Origin of the sequence: Desulfovibrio sp., assembly GCF_041907885.1 — a bacterium.
In the GTDB taxonomy this organism is placed as follows: Bacteria; Desulfobacterota; Desulfovibrionia; order Desulfovibrionales; family Desulfovibrionaceae; genus Desulfovibrio.
In genome coordinates this window covers 72,373-88,546 of the sequence record NZ_JAYRGM010000002.1, presented here as the reverse complement: position 1 = coordinate 88,546, position 16,174 = coordinate 72,373, and the positions used below count along the sequence as shown (strand labels likewise).

Here is a 16,174-nt window from a genome sequence, read left to right as displayed (position 1 = left end):
CCGCCGACTCGCGCCAGCGGGGTTTAACTATGCTTTCAGACCTTCCCTGCTCAAGACGCGCGCAAATTATGGCACCGTACTACTACGGCGCACATAATGGATAGCAGCGCTACCTGGCGGAAAGAAGATTGCTTGTTCATGCTCATGTGGTAACCCTACGCCTGCACCCTGCAAGCTGTCAACATGTCAGACCAGTTTTACGCAGAGGCCCGGCTACTTTTTTTTCTTGCGGCCATCGCTGTGGGGCAACAGCAGTTTTACGGCCCGCACCTCGTCGATGCGGCGGCGGTCCATGCGGGTTATTTCCAGCTCCCAGCCCTGATACCGCAACCGCGCGCCCTGTTCGGGTATGCGGCCCAGCCGCTCCATAATCAGCCCGCCCAGAGTGGCGCTGAAAAGACGCGGGGGCAGGCTTACCCCAAGCCAGCTGGCAAACAGATCCACAGCCAGACGGCCAGGAAACACCCAGCTGCCGTCGGCCCTGCGGCACACCTCTGGCCCGGCGGGCATGTCGCCCATCTGCCCGGCAAGCATGCTCAGCAGCTCGGCAGGGGTGATAATGCCCACAACACCGCCGTATTCGTCGCGCACAAAGGCCAGCGGGGCCGGATGCGTGCGAAAATCCTCCAGAATGGTCGGCAGGGGCGTGTGCTCGAAGATGGTCGGCGCGGGGCGCACGTAGGTTTTCAAATCCCATTCCTTGCTGCCAATGCCCTGTTGCTCATGCAGCAGAATATCACCGGGGTGTACCACACCCAGCACTTCGTCGGTATCGCGCCGCAGCACGGGCAGCCAGGCAAGACGAGAGGCGGCGGCAAAACGGGTGGCTGTGGCGCGGTCGGCATTGCTGTCGAGCCATTCCACCCTCTGGCGCGGAATCATGATAAACCGCGCCGTGCGCCCGCCAAGGCGGATAACGCGGGCCACCATATCCCTTTCTCTGGGGGCAAAAAGCTGCCCGTTGGCATCGCCCGCCAGCGCTGCGGCCTCAAGCTGCGCCTCGCCGCCACCGGGCACGCCGCCGCCCAGCAGATTAAGGATCACGCGGGCCGTTGATTCGCGCATGTCACGCATGCTGTAGCGCCTGCGCCGGCTGCGCAGGGCCCACTGGTTGCAGGCCTCTACCGCCACGGAAAAGCCGATGGCCGCGTACATGTAGCCCTTGGGAATGTGGTAGCCAAGGCCGTCGGCCAGCAGGCTCAGGCCAATCATCAACAAAAAGCCCAGGCAAAGCACAATGACCGTGGGGTGGCGCTCCACAAATTCCAGCAGGGGCGCAGCGGCCAGAACCATGATGATCATGGCCGCAACCACGGCCAGCATCATGATGAACACGTGGTCCACCATACCCACCGAGGTAATGATGGAATCGAGCGAAAAAACCGCGTCCAGAATGATGATCTGAAAAATCACCTGCCAGTAGCCAACGCGCGGCCCCTCGGTGTTGAAGCGGCCAGCGTGACCCTCCAGCCTGTCGTGCAGCTCCATGGTTCCCTTGAGCAGCAGAAAAACACCGCCCGCCATAAGGATAAGGTCGCGCGCTGAATAGCCGTGCCCACCAAGGGTGAACAGGGGGTCGGTAAGCAAGACCAGCCGCGCCATAAAGGCCAGCAGCACCATACGCATGAGCAGGGCAAGGCCAAGGCCGGTCATGAATGCCTGGCGCTTCCTCTCTTGCGGCAATTTGCCCACAAGAATGGATATGAACACCAGGTTATCCACGCCAAGCACCACCTCAAGCAGTATCAGCGTGCCCAGACCGGCCCAGGCCGAAGGGTCAGTTACCCATGCCAGATCCCACATATTATCTCCTGCGGTCGAGCCGCATTTGCATGAACAGATAAGAAGCCGCAGGCCACCAGATCAGGCCCGCGCACGGAGTTTCAGGCCTTGCTGGTCTGCCACACATGGCGCATGGCACCAGCACCGAATCCCGGTTAACGTAACCAGTGCGGGCGCTGTGCGCAACCGGGGCAAAGGGAAGATACCGTGGCAGCGCAGCAGATCGCCGCTTTTGCAAACGCAAAGGGGGGCCACAAGGCCCCCCCTTAAAAATGCGCTTACCCATGGGCGCGCAGCACTGCCAGCCGGTACTCCGGCGTAGCGGTGTGCCTATTCGGCAGCAAGCTGGATGCGTTCGAAACCGGTGACCGTGATTTCGTCGCCGATGGCCTTGCCCGTTTCGCGCACAACGTCAGCAATAACTTTTTTGTCGTCGCGGATGAAGGGCTGTTCCATCAGGCACACTTCCTTCTGGAACTTCTTCACGGCGCCGTCGGCAATCTTGTCCACGATCTGGGCAGGCTTGCCTTCTTCAATGGCCTTCTGGCGGTAAACTTCGCGTTCACGTTCCACAGCGGCCTGATCAAGGCTGGCAGCGTTGAGGGCCAGGGGGCTGGCGGCGGCAACCTGCATGGAAAGGTTTTTGGCCAGTTCGAGCACTTCGGGCTTGGAGGCGCTTTCGGCCTTGCCGCAGGTCAGGTACACGAGCACGCCGATCTTGCCGTTGGCGTGGATGTACTGGCCCACCACGTCGTTGGCGCCATTCTTGCTGAAGCGGGCAAACTTGCCAAGCTGCATGTTTTCGCCCACAGAGGCGATGAGCTGGGTCACTTCTTCGCCCATGAGGGCTTCAAGAGCTTCGGCGTCGGCAGGGGCCTTATCAAGAATAACCTGGGTCACGCGGGAGGCCATGGCCTGGAACTGTTCGCCACGGGCCACAAAGTCGGTTTCGCAAAGCAGCGAACCCATGGCAATGTGCATGCCGTCGGCGCTGGCGGCCACGGTCACGAGGCCTTCGCTGGTGGCGCGGCCAGACTTTTTGGCAGCCTTGGCCATGCCCTTCTGGCGCAGCCAGTCAACGGCCTTTTCCAGGTCGCCTTCCACTTCCACCAGAGCTTTCTTGCAGTCCATCATGCCCGCGCCGGTCATGTCGCGCAGTTCTTTAACCAATTGTGCAGTGATAGCCATAGTATACTCCACACGATGTCCGGCCCGAAGCCGGAGTTTCATAACTTTTAGTCGGTTGCGCGGCCTCCGCGAAGCGCGGCGCGCAGTCCTTCATCCAGACGGGGGCAGCGCAGCCCTTACAGGTTGCGCCGCCCCCAGGATACGGAATATGGAAAGGCCAGGCTATTCGGCGGCAGCTTCCTGCGCGGACGCGGCGGCTTCGGCCTTCTGCATGGCTTCTTCGGCGTTCACAACTTCGCCCTTGTGGTCCTTGTTCATGGCTTCGCCTTCCATGCAGGCTTCGGCGAAAGCAGCCACAAACAGCTTGATGGCGCGGATGGCGTCGTCGTTGCCGGGAATGATGAAGTCAATGACATCGGGGTCGCAGTTGGTGTCGGTCACGGCCACGATCGGGATACCGAGCTTGCGGCATTCCTTCACGGCGATGTCTTCACGGTGCGGGTCGATGATGAAGGCAAGCTGGGGAATGCGGTCCATGTTCTTGATACCGCCCAGGGTTTCCTCAAGCTTGTTCATTTCGCGTTCCAGAAGCAGAATTTCTTTCTTCTGGTAGCGATTGATGGTGCCGTCGCCAAACATGGCTTCGAGCTTCTTGAGACGGTCAACGCTCTTCTGAATGGTGACAAAGTTGGTGAGCGTGCCGCCCATCCAACGGTTGGTCACATGGTACTGACCAGCGCGGCCAGCCTCGGCGGCCACAGCTTCCTGAGCCTGACGCTTGGTACCGATGAACAGAACCTTGCCGCCCTTGGCAACGGTGTCAACCACCTTGTCGTAGGCAACGCGGAACAGCTTGACGGTCTGCTGCAGGTCGATGATATGGATGCCATTGCGGGCGCCAAAGATGTAAGGACGCATCTTGGGGTTCCAGCGGCGGGTCTGGTGACCGAAATGCACGCCGGTTTCCAGCATTTGCTTCATGCTGACATAAGCCATTGGGATTCCTCCAAAGGGTTAACTTCTTCCACCCATGCCCTGACCCTGCAACCCGATGTTCGCCTCCCCGACAGACAAGCCGCCTTGGACGCAAAAAATGGACGACGCACCACGCGCCGTCCCACCGGGCACCCCGGGCCGCTGCCTTTGGGTGTGCTTGATGGAAAGGGAGTCAATACACCAAGCCCCCGCGAATAGCAAGCACTGATGCGGCATTTTCCGCAAATAGGGCCGATCTGTCCGCAGCCGGATATCCGCAGCCTGCTGCCCGCAGCCGAATATGCTCGCCGCAGCCAACACGATGACGGGCACATGCCACGCGCCCCTTTTCAAATTGCCCGTCAATACTTATAGTTCTTTTTCACGCTGCCCCCGCACGGGCCGCAGCACATCAACTCTTCAGGATTCATCATGAACAATCACGGTTTTACTCTTCTTACCGAACAATACCTGCGCGAAGTGGACGGCACGGCCCGGTTGTGGCGGCACGATGTCACCGGGGCCCAGCTGCTTTCCGTCAGCAATAACGACGAAAACAAGTGCTTTGGCGTGAGCTTTCGCACACCGCCCGCAGATTCCACGGGCGTTGCCCATATTCTTGAGCATTCCGTGCTTTGCGGGTCGGACAAATACCCCGTCAAGGAACCCTTTGTCGAGCTGCTCAAGGGTTCGCTGAACACCTTTCTCAACGCCTTCACCTATCCGGACAAGACCTGCTACCCCATTGCAAGCTGCAATCTGCGCGATTTTTACAATCTGATCGATGTATATATTGATGCCGTGTTTCACCCGCGCATCACAGAAGACATCTTTCGGCAGGAGGGCTGGCACGTGGAGGCCGAAAGCGCCGAAGGGCCGTGGTCGTACAAGGGCGTGGTCTACAATGAGATGAAGGGCGTCTATTCCTCGCCCGATTCCGTGCTCTCGGAACAGAGCCAGCAGGCCCTGTTTCCCGATACGCTGTACAGCCTTGATTCCGGCGGCAACCCCGAAAACATTCCCGACCTCACCTATCAGGCGTTTTGCGATTTTCACAGCAGCTACTACCACCCCAGCAACGCCCGTTTCTTCTTCTGGGGCGACGACCCGGAAGATGAACGCCTGCGCCTGACCGCCGCCGCCCTTGCAGGCTACACGGCCCGCCCGGTCAACTCAGCCGTGCCGCTGCAACCCCGCATCGACACCCCGCGCCAGATTGAGGTGCCCTACGCGGCCTCCAAGGGCGAAAAACGCGCCCTGTTCACGGTCAACTGGCTGCTGGGCGAACGCGGCGATGTGCATCAGGCTCTGCTGATGGAAATGCTCGAGCACATTCTTGAAGGCCTGCCCGGCTCTCCCCTGCGCAAGGCGCTCATCGCCTCTGGCCTTGGCGAAGACACCACGGGCTGCGGGCTCGAAACCGATCTGCGCCAAATGTACTACTCCACCGGCCTCAAGGGCGTGGCCCCGCGCGACGTGCAGCAGGCCGAGCTGCTCATTTTTGACACGCTGGCCCAGCTGGCCGAGGAAGGCATACCGCGCTCTGCCGTGGAAGCCGCCGTTAACAGCGTTGAATTCGCCTACCGCGAAAACAATTCCGGCCGGTTCCCCCGTGGGCTTTCGGCCATGGTGCAGTCGCTCACCACATGGCTGTACGACGGCGACCCGCTGGCAGCGCTGGCGTGGGAAGCGCCGCTCAACGCGCTCAAGGCCCGTATCGAGGCAGGCGAACCCGTATTCGAACAGGCCATCAAGGACTGGTTTCTCAACAACGAGCACCGCGCAACCGTTATTCTATTGCCCGACGCCAAGCTGGGCCAGGTGCGCGAAGATGCGGAAAAAGCCCGCGTGGACGCGGTGCAGGCTGCGGCCAGCCCCGCAGAACGCGTCCATATGGTTGAAGAAACAGCCCGGCTCATGGAAGCTCAGGAAGCCCCCGACAGCCCGGAGGCTCTGGCCACCATTCCGGCCCTCGGCCTGGAAGACCTGCCGCGCGAAAACGCCCTTATCCCGCGTGCGGTGGCAGAACTGCCAGAAACATTTTTGACCCACGAGCTGCCCACACAGGGCATTGCCTACACGGCCCTGCTGCTGCCGCTCTCCAACGTGCCCGACAGGCTTGTGCCCCTGCTGCCGCTTTTTGCCCGCTCCCTCACCGAAACGGGCACAGCGCAACGCGACTTTACCGATCTGGGTGCGCTTATGGCGGCCAAAACCGGCGGCCTTGGGGCAGACTCGCTGATAGGCCTTGTGCGCGGCAGCCGTAAAACCATCGGCTACCTCAGCGTGGCGGGCAAGGCTGTGTACGACAAACTGCCCGATCTCTTTGCCCTGACCCGCGAAATTCTGCTGGAGCCCATCAAGGACGCGGACATACTGCGCGAAAGGCTGCGGCAGATGCTGCTGGAGGCCAAGGCGCGCCTTGAGCACGGTTTGCAGTCTGCGGGCCATGCGGCGGTAAGCTCCCGCCTGCGGGCGCGTTTTAACGGCGCAAGCGCGCTGGCCGAACGCACCAATGGCCTGAGCTACCTTGAAAGTGTACGGGGCCTGCTCGACCGCATGGAGGCAGACGCCCAATCCGTTATTGACGACCTTGAAGAGCTGCGTTCGCGCATCATCGCCCGCCCCGGCGCAATCCTTGACTGCACCGCCGAGGCCCAGGGCCTCACCATGGTTGAGGCAGAGGCCCGCCAGCTGCTGCGCGCCCTCGCCCCCGTGCGGGCGGGCTCAGAAACCGGCTTTGGCAGCACCCCCCTCGATCTGCCCAAGGGGGAGGCCTTTGTTGCCCCGGCCCAGATCAACTACGTGGGCAAGGCCGCCAACATCTATGATCAGGGCTACGTGTACCACGGCTCGGCCAGCGTGATCCTGCGCTATCTGCGCATGGGTTATCTGTGGGAACGCGTGCGCGTGCGCGGCGGGGCCTACGGGGCATTCTGCAATCTCGACCGCCTGGGCGGAACCCTCGTGTGCGCCTCGTACCGCGACCCCAACGTGGAAGACACCCTTGCCGCCTTTGACGGCATGGCCGAATATCTGCGCGGCTTCAGCCCCGACAAGGCCCAGCTTACCCAGGCCATTGTGGGAGCCATTGGCGACATGGACAGCTATCTGCTGCCCGATGCCAAGGGCGCGCAATCCCTTTCGCGCTGGCTTACGGACGACACCGATGCCGCCCGCGCCCTCATACGCGAAGAAATACTCTCCACCACCGACAGACACTTCCGCGAGTTTGCCGAGGTGCTGGCCGAAGCTGCCCGCACAGGTGCCACCTGCGTACTTGGCGGCCCCAAGACCGAAGCAGCAGCCAGCAAACTTGGCTGGAGCAGTACGAAACTGGTGTAATACGCCAAAGCAAAACACCTACAAAGGGGGAGATTTGCCACAAAATCTCCCCCTTTGTATTTTCTGGCACGCCCAGCCCACAGCAGCGCAAGGATTGCCCGCATGCACCATGATTTTGACAACCAGCCCCATCTGCGGCCCGCTGACCCTGCGGCCCGATTTACGGGCCTATTTGCGGGACGTTTTGCTGCGCCCTCCTTTGTGATTCCTGCCGGTGTGGCCGAAAACGCCCGCTTTCTGGCCGGAAAAGTGGACGAGGTGGGCCTGTGCCTGTTTGAAACCCGTGTCTGTCTGGATTACGGCCCCCACGATCTGCCGCCCGACCTCGCCGCCCTGCCCCTGCGCTGGCATGCCCATCTGCCGGTTGATCTGCCCTGGCCCCGCTCGGCAAGCGCCGCCCACCCGGCCCGCACAGCAGCCACACTGGCCCGCAGGGTGCTGGAAAAAACCGCCTTTCTTCAGCCGCGCTGTGCCGTGCTGCATCCGCCCAGGGCTTCTGCGCAAATCCAGCGCCGGTTGCTGGCGGGTTTTGCGCACCACTGGCAAAAACACTGTCATGTTCCGCTGTTGCTCGAAAACATCGCAGAAAGCGACATACACAGCCTCGGCGAAGGCTTTTTGCAGGATCATGGCCTTGGTCTGTGTCTGGACGTAGGGCATCTACTGGGATATGGTCAAAAAAATCTTTTGTTTTCGCCTCTTCCAGAGCAGGCAGCCCTGGTACACTGGAGCGCGCCCGGCGATGGCGACCGGCATCTGCCCCTCACGGCCCTAACCGCGCCGCAGATGCAGACTGCAACGGGCCTGATGGCTCGCTTTGCCGCCACGGCCACACACATGGCCGAGATATTCAACTGGAAGGGACTGGCCTGTTCATTGCCGGTATTGGACGCGCTTTTGCAACCACATCTTGCCCGGTGAACCTGAAGGAGAACCATGGCTGGCGCTACAGACCACATCGCCCTGCTGCAAAAATGGCGGGCAGGTCTTTGCAAGGATGACCGCTGGTGTATCCTCATCAACGCCGACCCCGACGCCCTGGCCTCGGCGCTGGCGCTCAAGCGTATCATGGTTCACAAGGTACACAGCGTCGAAATTGCCCGCATCAACGCGGTAACCAGACCCGACAACCTGGCCATGATCCGCTACCTCAACATTCCCGTTACCGCGTGGAAGCCCGAAAATGCCGGGCAGTACACCCGCTACGCCATGGTCGATTCGCAGCCGCACCACAACAAGGCCTTTCAGGGGCTGCACTTTGACTGCATCATCGACCACCACCCCCTGCCCCGCGTTGTCACCAACATCACGGCCTGCACCATGGCGGGCCCGGCGGATTTTCGCGATATACGCCCCGGCATGGGCGCAACCAGCACCATGATGGCCCGCTACCTCAAGGCCCTGCACATGCGGCCCGGCCCCCGGCTGGCCACGGCCCTGCTGTACGGCATACGCACAGACACCGCCGCCTTTGAACGCTCTGGCGGTGAGGACGATTTTCGCGCGTACCAGTGGCTTTCGCGCCATGCAGACAACAGCCTGCTGCGCCGCATTTTGCGCAGCGAATATCTGCGCGAATGGCTGCCGCTTTTTTCGCGCGCCTTCCGCTCGCTGGCCGACTGCCGTGGCGGCGGGGCCTTTGCCTCGCTCAACGAGGTCAACAGCGCCGATCTGCTGGTGGCCGTGGCAGACTTTTTTACACGGGTACACGGCCTGCGCTGGATTGCCGTGAGCGGCGTGGTGGACAAAACCGTTATCGTGATCTTTCGCGGTGACGGCGGGCGCGACATTGGCCGGCTGGCAGACGCATGTTTTCACGATGTGGGCGTGGCGGGCGGCCACCGCAACCTGGCGCGGGCGGAATTTCCGCTTTCTGCCGTGCCAGAGGGCGTGCGGCCGGGCGAATTTGTGCTCAAAAGGCTTGAAACACGCAAGCTCAGACCCAAAGAAAAAAACGATGAACACCCGGCAGACCCCGCAGAACGGGGCGCAGCCTGAGCCAGCCACTAAATTTACGCAAAAAATCCATTTTCCTGTTGACAGGCTTTTGGATGCCGCGTAGCTTTTGGACAGAAAATTTTAAGGATATTTCAATGCAGCGCATTTCTTCCAACCACACCTCCTCCTACGCCGCCGGCATCTTTAGCTGGTATTTTTTTGCGTATTTTACCGGAGCCTGTGGTCGGGAGCTTTGCTGACGCAAAAAAGTTAGAAAGTTCAACGGGCCGCAGGCAACAAGCCAGCGGCCCTTTTTTTGTATGGGTCGCCGGAAAAGAAGCGGCAAACCCCGCCACATGCGGGTCACCTCAAAGCAGCAGACTGAAAGGAGAGCACCCATGTACCTTGGCAAAAAAATCCGCCTGGAACGTATCATCAACCGCACCAATGGCCGTACAATTGTCGTTCCCATGGACCACGGCGTGACCATTGGGGCCGTTGAAGGCCTGGTGGACATGCGCGACACAGTCAACGACATGGCCACGGGCGGTGCAGACGCAGTGCTCATGCACAAGGGTCTTGTTCGCTGCGGCCACCGCAACGCTGGCAGCGACATTGGTCTGATCATCCATCTTTCTGCCTCTACCGCCCTTTCGCCTCTCGGCAACACCAAAACCCTGGTGGCCACGGTTGAAGAAGCCATCAAGCACGGCGCAGACTGCGTTTCGGTACACGTCAACCTGGGCGACCCCAACGAGCGCCTCATGCTGGCCGACCTGGGCCGCGTGGCCGAATCGTGTGACAACTGGGGTATTCCGCTGCTGGCCATGATGTACGCGCGCGGCCCGCAGATCCAGAACGGCTACGCCAAGGATGTGGTGGCCCACTGTGCCCGCGTGGGTGTGGAACTGGGCGCGGATATCGTCAAGGTTCCCTACACCGGCGATGTGGAAAGCTTCTCTGAAGTGGTGGCCGCCTGTTGCGTGCCCGTGCTGATTGCCGGTGGCGAACGCATGGATTCCACCCGCCAGATTCTCCAGATGGTCAAGGATTCGCTTGATGCGGGCGGCGCTGGCATTTCTGTTGGCCGCAACGTGTTCCAGCATCCCAACCGTGTTGCCCTGGTCAAAGCCCTGCGCGCCATTGTCCACGAAAACGCTTCCGTGGATCAGGCCATGGAAATGGTAGGAGAATAAGCCACATGTCGCGCATCTATTTCAACTGCGTTCCCTTTGACAAGGGTGATGTGACCCTGGCGCTGGAATCTGGCGTGGACGGCGTTATCGTGCCGCGCGAGCATATGGAGCAGGTGGCCGGTCTTTCGCGCTGCCCCGTGTGGGCTGCCGAAGATGTCACCACCATGGCGCTCACCGTAAAGGCCGACGAAGAGGCCGTGCTCGAACGCCTGCATAAAGGCGAGCGTGTGGTGCTGGCTCGCGGCTGGGAGGTTATACCGGTAGAAAACCTTCTGGCCCAGAGCGACAGCGTTCTGGCTGAAGCCGCAACGCTGGACGAGGCCCGCCTTGCCGCAGGAATTCTGGAACGCGGTGTGGCGGGCATTATTGTATCCAGAGAGGCGGTTGCCGACCTCAAAACCATTGTGGCCCAGTGCAAGCTTGCCCAGGGGCGCGAAGAGCTGCTGCCCGCCGTGGTCACGCGCGTGGAATCCGTTGGCCTTGGCCACCGCGTATGCGCCGACACACTTTCCCTGCTGCGCAAGGGGCAGGGCATGCTGGTGGGCAATTCCAGCGCCTTTACCTTTCTGGTGCATGCCGAAACAGAGCGCAACGAATACGTGGCCGCCCGCCCCTTCAGGGTCAATGCGGGGGCCGTACACGCCTATGTGCGCCTGCCCGGCGATAAAACCACCTACCTTGGCGAATTCAAGGCCGGACAGGAAGTGCTTATCGTGGACGCCAACGGCGAAACCAGCCTTGCCACCCTTGGCAGGGTCAAGATTGAAGTGCGCCCCATGCTGCTGGTTGAAGCCCAGGTGACCACCGAAGACGGCGTTAAAACCGGCGCAGTGTTTTTGCAGAATGCCGAAACCATCCGCCTGACCACCCCCGGCGGCGAGCCGGTGAGTGTGGTGGGCCTGAAACCCGGCGACACCGTGCTGTGCCGTCTGGACGAAGCTGGCCGCCATTTTGGCATGCGCATAAGCGAAGACATCCGGGAGATCTAGCATGGACGACAGCAACAGCCACTGGCCCAAGAACCAGGCAGAATCCCAGGTTCCGGCGGCAACTCCCGACGAGGCGGGCGCGCGCCTGGCCGCCATTCGGCACGAAATAGACGCCGTGGATCAGGACTTGCTGGCGCTCTTTAACCAGCGTGCCGCCCTGAGCCTTGAGGTCGGGCGCATCAAGGCCCATGTGCCGGGCATCATCTTTAAGCCCCTGCGCGAAAAAGAAGTGCTCGACAGCCTTGCCAGCCGCAACCCCGGCCCCCTGCCCGACGACCATTTGCGGGCCATCTGGCGCGAAATCTTTTCTTCTTCGCGCTCGTTGCAGCGGCCCCAGAACGTGGCCTACCTGGGCCCGGAAGGCACGTTTTCATACTTTGCGGGCGTGGAATATCTTGGCCACGCCGCCCAGTTCAGGCCGTGCAGCGACATTACCCAGGTGTTTCAGGAAGTGGCCTCCGGCCAGTGCGAGCTGGGCGTTGTGCCGCTCGAAAATTCCCTTCAGGGAACGGTGGGCGTGAGCTTTGATCTGTTTCTGAAGTATGAGGTACATATTCAGGCCGAGCTGTTTTCGCGCATTTCGCACTGTCTGCTGAGCAACGCGCCCTCGCTGGCCGCCGTGCGCACCGTGTATTCGCACCCCCAGCCGCTGGCCCAGTGCGGCGCGTGGCTGCGCGCCCATCTGCCCGGTGCGGGCCTTGTGCCGGTGGAATCTACCGCTGCCGCCGCCCAGTACGCCGCTGGCAAGGAAGATGCCGCCGCCATCGGCCACGGCAAGCTTGCCGACCTCATGGGCATTGGCGTGCTGGCCCGCCGCATTGAGGACGAACCCGGCAACTGGACGCGCTTTGTGATCATCGGCCCCGGCGATGCCCGTTCTGGCAGCCGCACGGGCGGCCCCCAGCCAGGGCACAACGGCGCGGACAAAACCTCGCTGCTGTTCACCACGGCAGACAAGGCCGGTGCGCTTTCAAGCGTGCTCGACCTGCTGGCCGCCAACGGCATCAACATGCGTAAGCTCGAATCGCGCCCCCTGCGCGGCCAGCGCTGGAAGTATGTTTTCTTTGCCGACGTGGAAAGCGACCTTGAAGATCCCCGCTACGCCCCCCTGCTGGAAACACTGCACGAAGTCTGCACCAGCTTCCGCATACTTGGCAGCTACCCCACAGGGCCGCAGCTGGACCGCCTTGACCTCCATTCGGAAACATCGGAGCACCTTGCCTCATGAGCCAGAGCACCCTTGCCGTTTCAGCGGCTGAAGAACAGGCCGTGGTGAGCGTCACCGCGCCCGCCTCCAAATCGGTTTCGCACCGGTATCTTATTGGCGCGGCCCTGGCCCAGGGCGTGTCCACGGTGCGTCATACCCTTGAAAGCCGCGACCTTGAACGCACGCGGGCAATACTGTGCGGCGCAGGGGCCACCATGGAAACCCTGCCCGAAAGCACCCAGCCCTCTGGCGCGTGGCGCGTGACCGGCATGGGCGGCAAGCCGCATGGCGGCACTGCCGGGGCGCCCCTTTCGTGCGATGTGGAAGAATCCGGCACTACATGCAGGCTGCTTACTGCCGTGCTGGCCGCTGGCGAGGGCGAGTTTCGCATCCACGGTGCGCCGCGCATGCACGAGCGGCCCATTGGCGAACTGACGGATGCGCTGCTGCATCTGGGCTGTTCCGCCACATTTGAGGGCAAGCCCGACTGCCCGCCCCTGGTGCTGCACGCCAAGGGCCTCAATCCCGCCCTGTGCGGGGGCGAGGTGACGCTGGGCATGGATATTTCGAGCCAGTATTTTTCCGGCCTGTTGCTGGCAGCGCCCATGGGGCCCGCGCCCCTTTCTGTGTCGCTCGGCGGGCAGAAAGCAGTTTCGTGGCCCTATGTGGGCCTTACCCTGCAATGCCTGACCGACTACGGCATCCGCTTTGAGGTCGAAACCCGCACCCAGGCCGACACAGCGTGGGTACAGCTGCCCCCTGGCGCGTGGCGCGAGCTCAAGGCTGCCCACCCCGGCTGCCTGCGGGTGACAGTACACCCCGGCGCGTATCAGGCTGGCGACTACACGGTTGAAGGCGACTGGTCGGGCGCATCCTACCTGCTGGCCGCTGGCGCTCTGGGCCTGCGCCCCGTGCGCGTGGAAGGCCTGCGCACGGATTCCTTGCAGGGCGACCGCGCCATGCTGGGTATCTTGCAGCGCATGGGCGCACGCATCAGCCTTACCCCCGATTCCGTCACCGTCTATCCCTCGGCCCTGCACGGCGTGGAGCTCGACATGGGCGACTGCCCTGATCTTGTGCCCACCGTGGCGGTGCTGGCGGCCTTTGCGCAGGGCTCCACGCGCGTCAGCAATGTGGCCCATCTGCGCTACAAGGAATCAGACCGTATCAACGCCCCGGCGCAGGAGCTGGCCAAGGCTGGCGTGGTCATCGACCAGCTTTCGGACGGCATGCTCATCCACGGCCTTGCCGGGCGGGGCAACGGCAAGCCCGACTGCCCGCAACTGCCCCAGGGCACGGCACTTTCGGCCCACAACGACCACCGCATTGCCATGTCGCTGGCCTTGCTGGGTTTGCGCCAACCAGAAGTGAATATCCGCGACCTGCTCGACGACCCCATGGTTGTGCGCAAGTCGTTTCCCCAATTCTGGAATATCTGGGAGCATCTTGCATGAACGGTAATGAAAATTGCGCTGGCAACCCCGCCGCACAAAACGGCGGGGAATCCGCAGCGGAGGATGGATTTGACGGATTTACCGGCTTTTGCCCGCGTAATCCCGTAAAAACCGTTATTGTCGGTTCCACGGGGCGCATGGGTGCCATGCTGCTTGGCCGCGCCCGTGCGGCGGGCCTGGCAGTGGAGGGCGTGGACGTGCCCCTGACGCCCGAAACCCTCGCCCCGGCCTGCGCGGGGGCCGATCTGGCTATTATTTGCGTGCCAGCCGCCGTATTCCGGGATGTCATCACCGCAGTCTGCCCGCACCTGCCCCCCACGGCGGTGCTGGCAGACATCACCTCGGTCAAGGAAATTCCCTTGCAGCAGATGGAAGCGGCGTGGCACGGGCCAGTGGTGGGCACACACCCCCTGTTTGGCCCGCAGCCCGACCCGCAGGCCGACCAGCCTGTGGCCATTGTGCCCGGCGCAAAGGCAGCGCAGGAACATGTGGAGCTGACATCGGGATTCTTTACCGCTCTGGGCTGCCGCGTATTTGGCAGCACAGCCGAAAAGCACGACAAGGCCATGGCGCGCATCCAGAACATGAACTTTATCACCAGCCTGGCCTACTTTGCCCTGCTGGCGGGGCAGGACGATCTGCTGCCCTTTGTGACGCCCTCGTTTTTGCGCCGCCAAAACGCGGCCCGCAAAATGCTGACAGAAGACGCGCGCATGTTTGCCGGCCTGTTCGAGGCCAATCCCTATAGTTATGAGGCTGTTCGCCAGTATCGGCAGATGCTCAACCTTGCCGCTGCGGGCGACATAGATCTGCTGTGCCAGCGCGCCCGCTGGTGGTGGCAGAACGATGCCGATACCGAAAAATCATAGTTTTCTGCTGCTGCATTCCGGCTCAGGCAAGCGGGGAATTTACCCCTGCGCGGTCTGAGGCCGCACCCCCGCAGAGCGTTCCCTTTATGCCCGCCAGTTACCTGACGGGCATATTTTTTGCTAATCCCCTGCCAGGCGCTGGCTGCGCCAACAAAGCAACGGGGTAACAGCATGTTCGGTGCGCAACAAGATCCAAGCAGAACAGAAAAAGCAACTCCAAAACGCGTCAACAAACAGCGTGAGGAGGGCAACGTTCCCAAGGCGCCAGAGCTTGGCAAGGCCGTGAGCCTCATGGGCGGCGTTGCCATTCTGTATGCCTGGGTTGGCCCCCTGGCCGACGACATCAAGCGTCTGTTCCGGCACTTTTTGAGCCACTCGTGGGAATTCGATCCCAATCCCGAAAACGTCTACAACCTCAGCATCGAAATTACCATTGAAGTGGCGCGCATGATCATGCCCATATTGCTGACCCTGGCATTTCTGGCGTATCTGGCCCAGCGCCTGCAAGTGGGCAAACTCTGGACAACCAGCGTGCTGCGCCCCAAGTTTCAGCGTTTCAACCTTGTGCAGGGGCTCAAGCAGATGATGCTCTCGCCGCAAACTGCCCTGCGCACCATCAAGAGCCTGCTTTTTTCGCTTATTCTCGGCATCATTCCTGGCTGGATGATCTACAAGGAATACCACAATTTTTTGCCCATGTACTACGCCACCACCGAGGGTGTGGCCGCCTACATGCTGCACATGGCCTTTCGGCTGGCCTGCTACGCTCTTATGCCCATTGCGGCCATTGCCATCTTTGACGTCTGGCAGTCGCGCTTTGCCTACAATGAAGGCATGAAGATGACCAAGTCTGAAGTGAAGGACGAGCAGAAACAGGCCGACGGCGACCCCGTGGTCAAGGGGCAGCAACGCCGCAAAATGATGGAAGTCATGAGCAAGCGCATGCTGGCCGATGTGCCAAAGGCAGACGTGGTGGTTACCAACCCTACCCACATTGCCGTAGCAATCAGCTACAACTCCACCGAAGCCCCTGCGCCCATTGTGCTGGCAAAGGGTGCAGACCACCTGGCCGAAAAAATCAAGGAAGTAGCCCGCGAGCACCGCATCCCCATTCGCGAAAACGTGCCTCTGGCACGAGCTTTGTATAAGTCCACAGATGTGGGCGACATGATTCCTGAAGAGCTTTACAAGGCTGTGGCCTCAGTGCTTGCCAGCATCTGGAAGCTCAAGCCCAAGACGGGAAGACCCTAAAAAGACAGGTCTTTTTTAGAACAAGCCCCAATTTTCAGGG

General features: G+C 61.4%; 12 protein-coding genes. 9 read left to right on the top strand and 3 right to left on the bottom strand.

Features of this window, described 5'->3' with window-relative positions:
• Positions 1-213: 213 nt before the first annotated feature.
• The 3 genes from ACE3NW_RS01865 to rpsB form a co-directional block, all read right to left on the bottom strand.
• A complete protein-coding gene (locus ACE3NW_RS01865; protein ID WP_374279783.1) occupies positions 214-1,803 on the bottom strand; it encodes a transporter associated domain-containing protein in 1,590 nt (529 codons plus the stop codon).
• A 309-nt stretch (positions 1,804-2,112) separates the two neighbouring features.
• Positions 2,113-2,970, bottom strand: a complete 858-nt coding sequence (tsf, locus tag ACE3NW_RS01860; protein ID WP_374279781.1) for a translation elongation factor Ts — start codon at positions 2,968-2,970, stop codon at positions 2,113-2,115.
• Between the two features lie 162 nt (positions 2,971-3,132).
• The gene (gene rpsB, locus ACE3NW_RS01855) at positions 3,133-3,906 is read right to left on the bottom strand and encodes a 30S ribosomal protein S2 (RefSeq protein ID WP_374279779.1); all 774 of its coding nucleotides are present in this window, start codon (positions 3,904-3,906) and stop codon (positions 3,133-3,135) included.
• A 411-nt stretch (positions 3,907-4,317) separates the two neighbouring features.
• Between rpsB and ACE3NW_RS01850 the strand changes: the two genes are divergently transcribed.
• The 9 genes from ACE3NW_RS01850 (at position 4,318) to flhB (ending at position 16,134) form a co-directional block, all read left to right on the top strand.
• A complete protein-coding gene (locus tag ACE3NW_RS01850) occupies positions 4,318-7,230 on the top strand; it encodes an insulinase family protein (protein WP_374279777.1) in 2,913 nt (970 codons plus the stop codon).
• A gap of 102 nt (positions 7,231-7,332) precedes the next feature.
• Complete coding sequence (gene cbiR / locus ACE3NW_RS01845) at positions 7,333-8,151, top strand: cobamide remodeling phosphodiesterase CbiR (protein WP_374279775.1); 819 nt, start codon at positions 7,333-7,335, stop codon at positions 8,149-8,151.
• Between the two features lie 15 nt (positions 8,152-8,166).
• Positions 8,167-9,228 carry a bifunctional oligoribonuclease/PAP phosphatase NrnA gene (locus ACE3NW_RS01840; RefSeq protein WP_374279773.1) on the top strand — a complete coding sequence of 354 codons (1,062 nt, stop codon included), beginning with the start codon at positions 8,167-8,169 and terminating at the stop codon, positions 9,226-9,228.
• Between the two features lie 338 nt (positions 9,229-9,566).
• Entirely contained in the window at positions 9,567-10,364 is a 798-nt protein-coding gene (locus ACE3NW_RS01835) for a 2-amino-3,7-dideoxy-D-threo-hept-6-ulosonate synthase (protein ID WP_374279771.1), read from the top strand.
• A gap of 5 nt (positions 10,365-10,369) precedes the next feature.
• Positions 10,370-11,353, top strand: a complete 984-nt coding sequence (locus ACE3NW_RS01830) for a 3-dehydroquinate synthase II family protein (RefSeq protein WP_374279769.1) — start codon at positions 10,370-10,372, stop codon at positions 11,351-11,353.
• Between the two features lies 1 nt (position 11,354).
• Entirely contained in the window at positions 11,355-12,581 is a 1,227-nt protein-coding gene (gene pheA, locus ACE3NW_RS01825; RefSeq protein WP_374279767.1) for a prephenate dehydratase, read from the top strand.
• Positions 12,578-14,014, top strand: coding sequence for a 3-phosphoshikimate 1-carboxyvinyltransferase (locus tag ACE3NW_RS01820; RefSeq protein WP_374279765.1), 1,437 nt, complete (start codon positions 12,578-12,580; stop codon positions 14,012-14,014). The genes pheA and ACE3NW_RS01820 overlap by 4 nt, the downstream gene beginning before the upstream one ends.
• Before the next feature lie 137 nt (positions 14,015-14,151).
• Entirely contained in the window at positions 14,152-14,883 is a 732-nt protein-coding gene (locus ACE3NW_RS01815; protein WP_374280090.1) for a prephenate dehydrogenase/arogenate dehydrogenase family protein, read from the top strand.
• Between the two features lie 171 nt (positions 14,884-15,054).
• Positions 15,055-16,134, top strand: coding sequence for a flagellar type III secretion system protein FlhB (flhB, locus tag ACE3NW_RS01810; protein ID WP_374279763.1), 1,080 nt, complete (start codon positions 15,055-15,057; stop codon positions 16,132-16,134).
• Positions 16,135-16,174: the final 40 nt, after the last annotated feature.

Excerpts from the sequence above, each read along its gene's own strand:
- ACE3NW_RS01815 (WP_374280090.1), top strand. The coding sequence starts at position 14,152 with ATGGGTGCCATGCTGCTTGGCCGCGCCCGTGCGGCGGGCCTGGCAGTG.
- ACE3NW_RS01830 (WP_374279769.1), top strand. The coding sequence starts at position 10,370 with ATGTCGCGCATCTATTTCAACTGCGTTCCCTTTGACAAGGGTGATGTG.
- flhB (WP_374279763.1), top strand. The coding sequence starts at position 15,055 with ATGTTCGGTGCGCAACAAGATCCAAGCAGAACAGAAAAAGCAACTCCA.
- ACE3NW_RS01840 (WP_374279773.1), top strand. The coding sequence starts at position 8,167 with ATGGCTGGCGCTACAGACCACATCGCCCTGCTGCAAAAATGGCGGGCA.
- cbiR (WP_374279775.1), top strand. The coding sequence starts at position 7,333 with ATGCACCATGATTTTGACAACCAGCCCCATCTGCGGCCCGCTGACCCT.
- ACE3NW_RS01850 (WP_374279777.1), top strand. The coding sequence starts at position 4,318 with ATGAACAATCACGGTTTTACTCTTCTTACCGAACAATACCTGCGCGAA.
- tsf (WP_374279781.1), bottom strand. The coding sequence starts at position 2,970 with ATGGCTATCACTGCACAATTGGTTAAAGAACTGCGCGACATGACCGGC.
- pheA (WP_374279767.1), top strand. The coding sequence starts at position 11,355 with ATGGACGACAGCAACAGCCACTGGCCCAAGAACCAGGCAGAATCCCAG.
- rpsB (WP_374279779.1), bottom strand. The coding sequence starts at position 3,906 with ATGGCTTATGTCAGCATGAAGCAAATGCTGGAAACCGGCGTGCATTTC.
- ACE3NW_RS01835 (WP_374279771.1), top strand. The coding sequence starts at position 9,567 with ATGTACCTTGGCAAAAAAATCCGCCTGGAACGTATCATCAACCGCACC.
- ACE3NW_RS01820 (WP_374279765.1), top strand. The coding sequence starts at position 12,578 with ATGAGCCAGAGCACCCTTGCCGTTTCAGCGGCTGAAGAACAGGCCGTG.
- ACE3NW_RS01865 (WP_374279783.1), bottom strand. The coding sequence starts at position 1,803 with ATGTGGGATCTGGCATGGGTAACTGACCCTTCGGCCTGGGCCGGTCTG.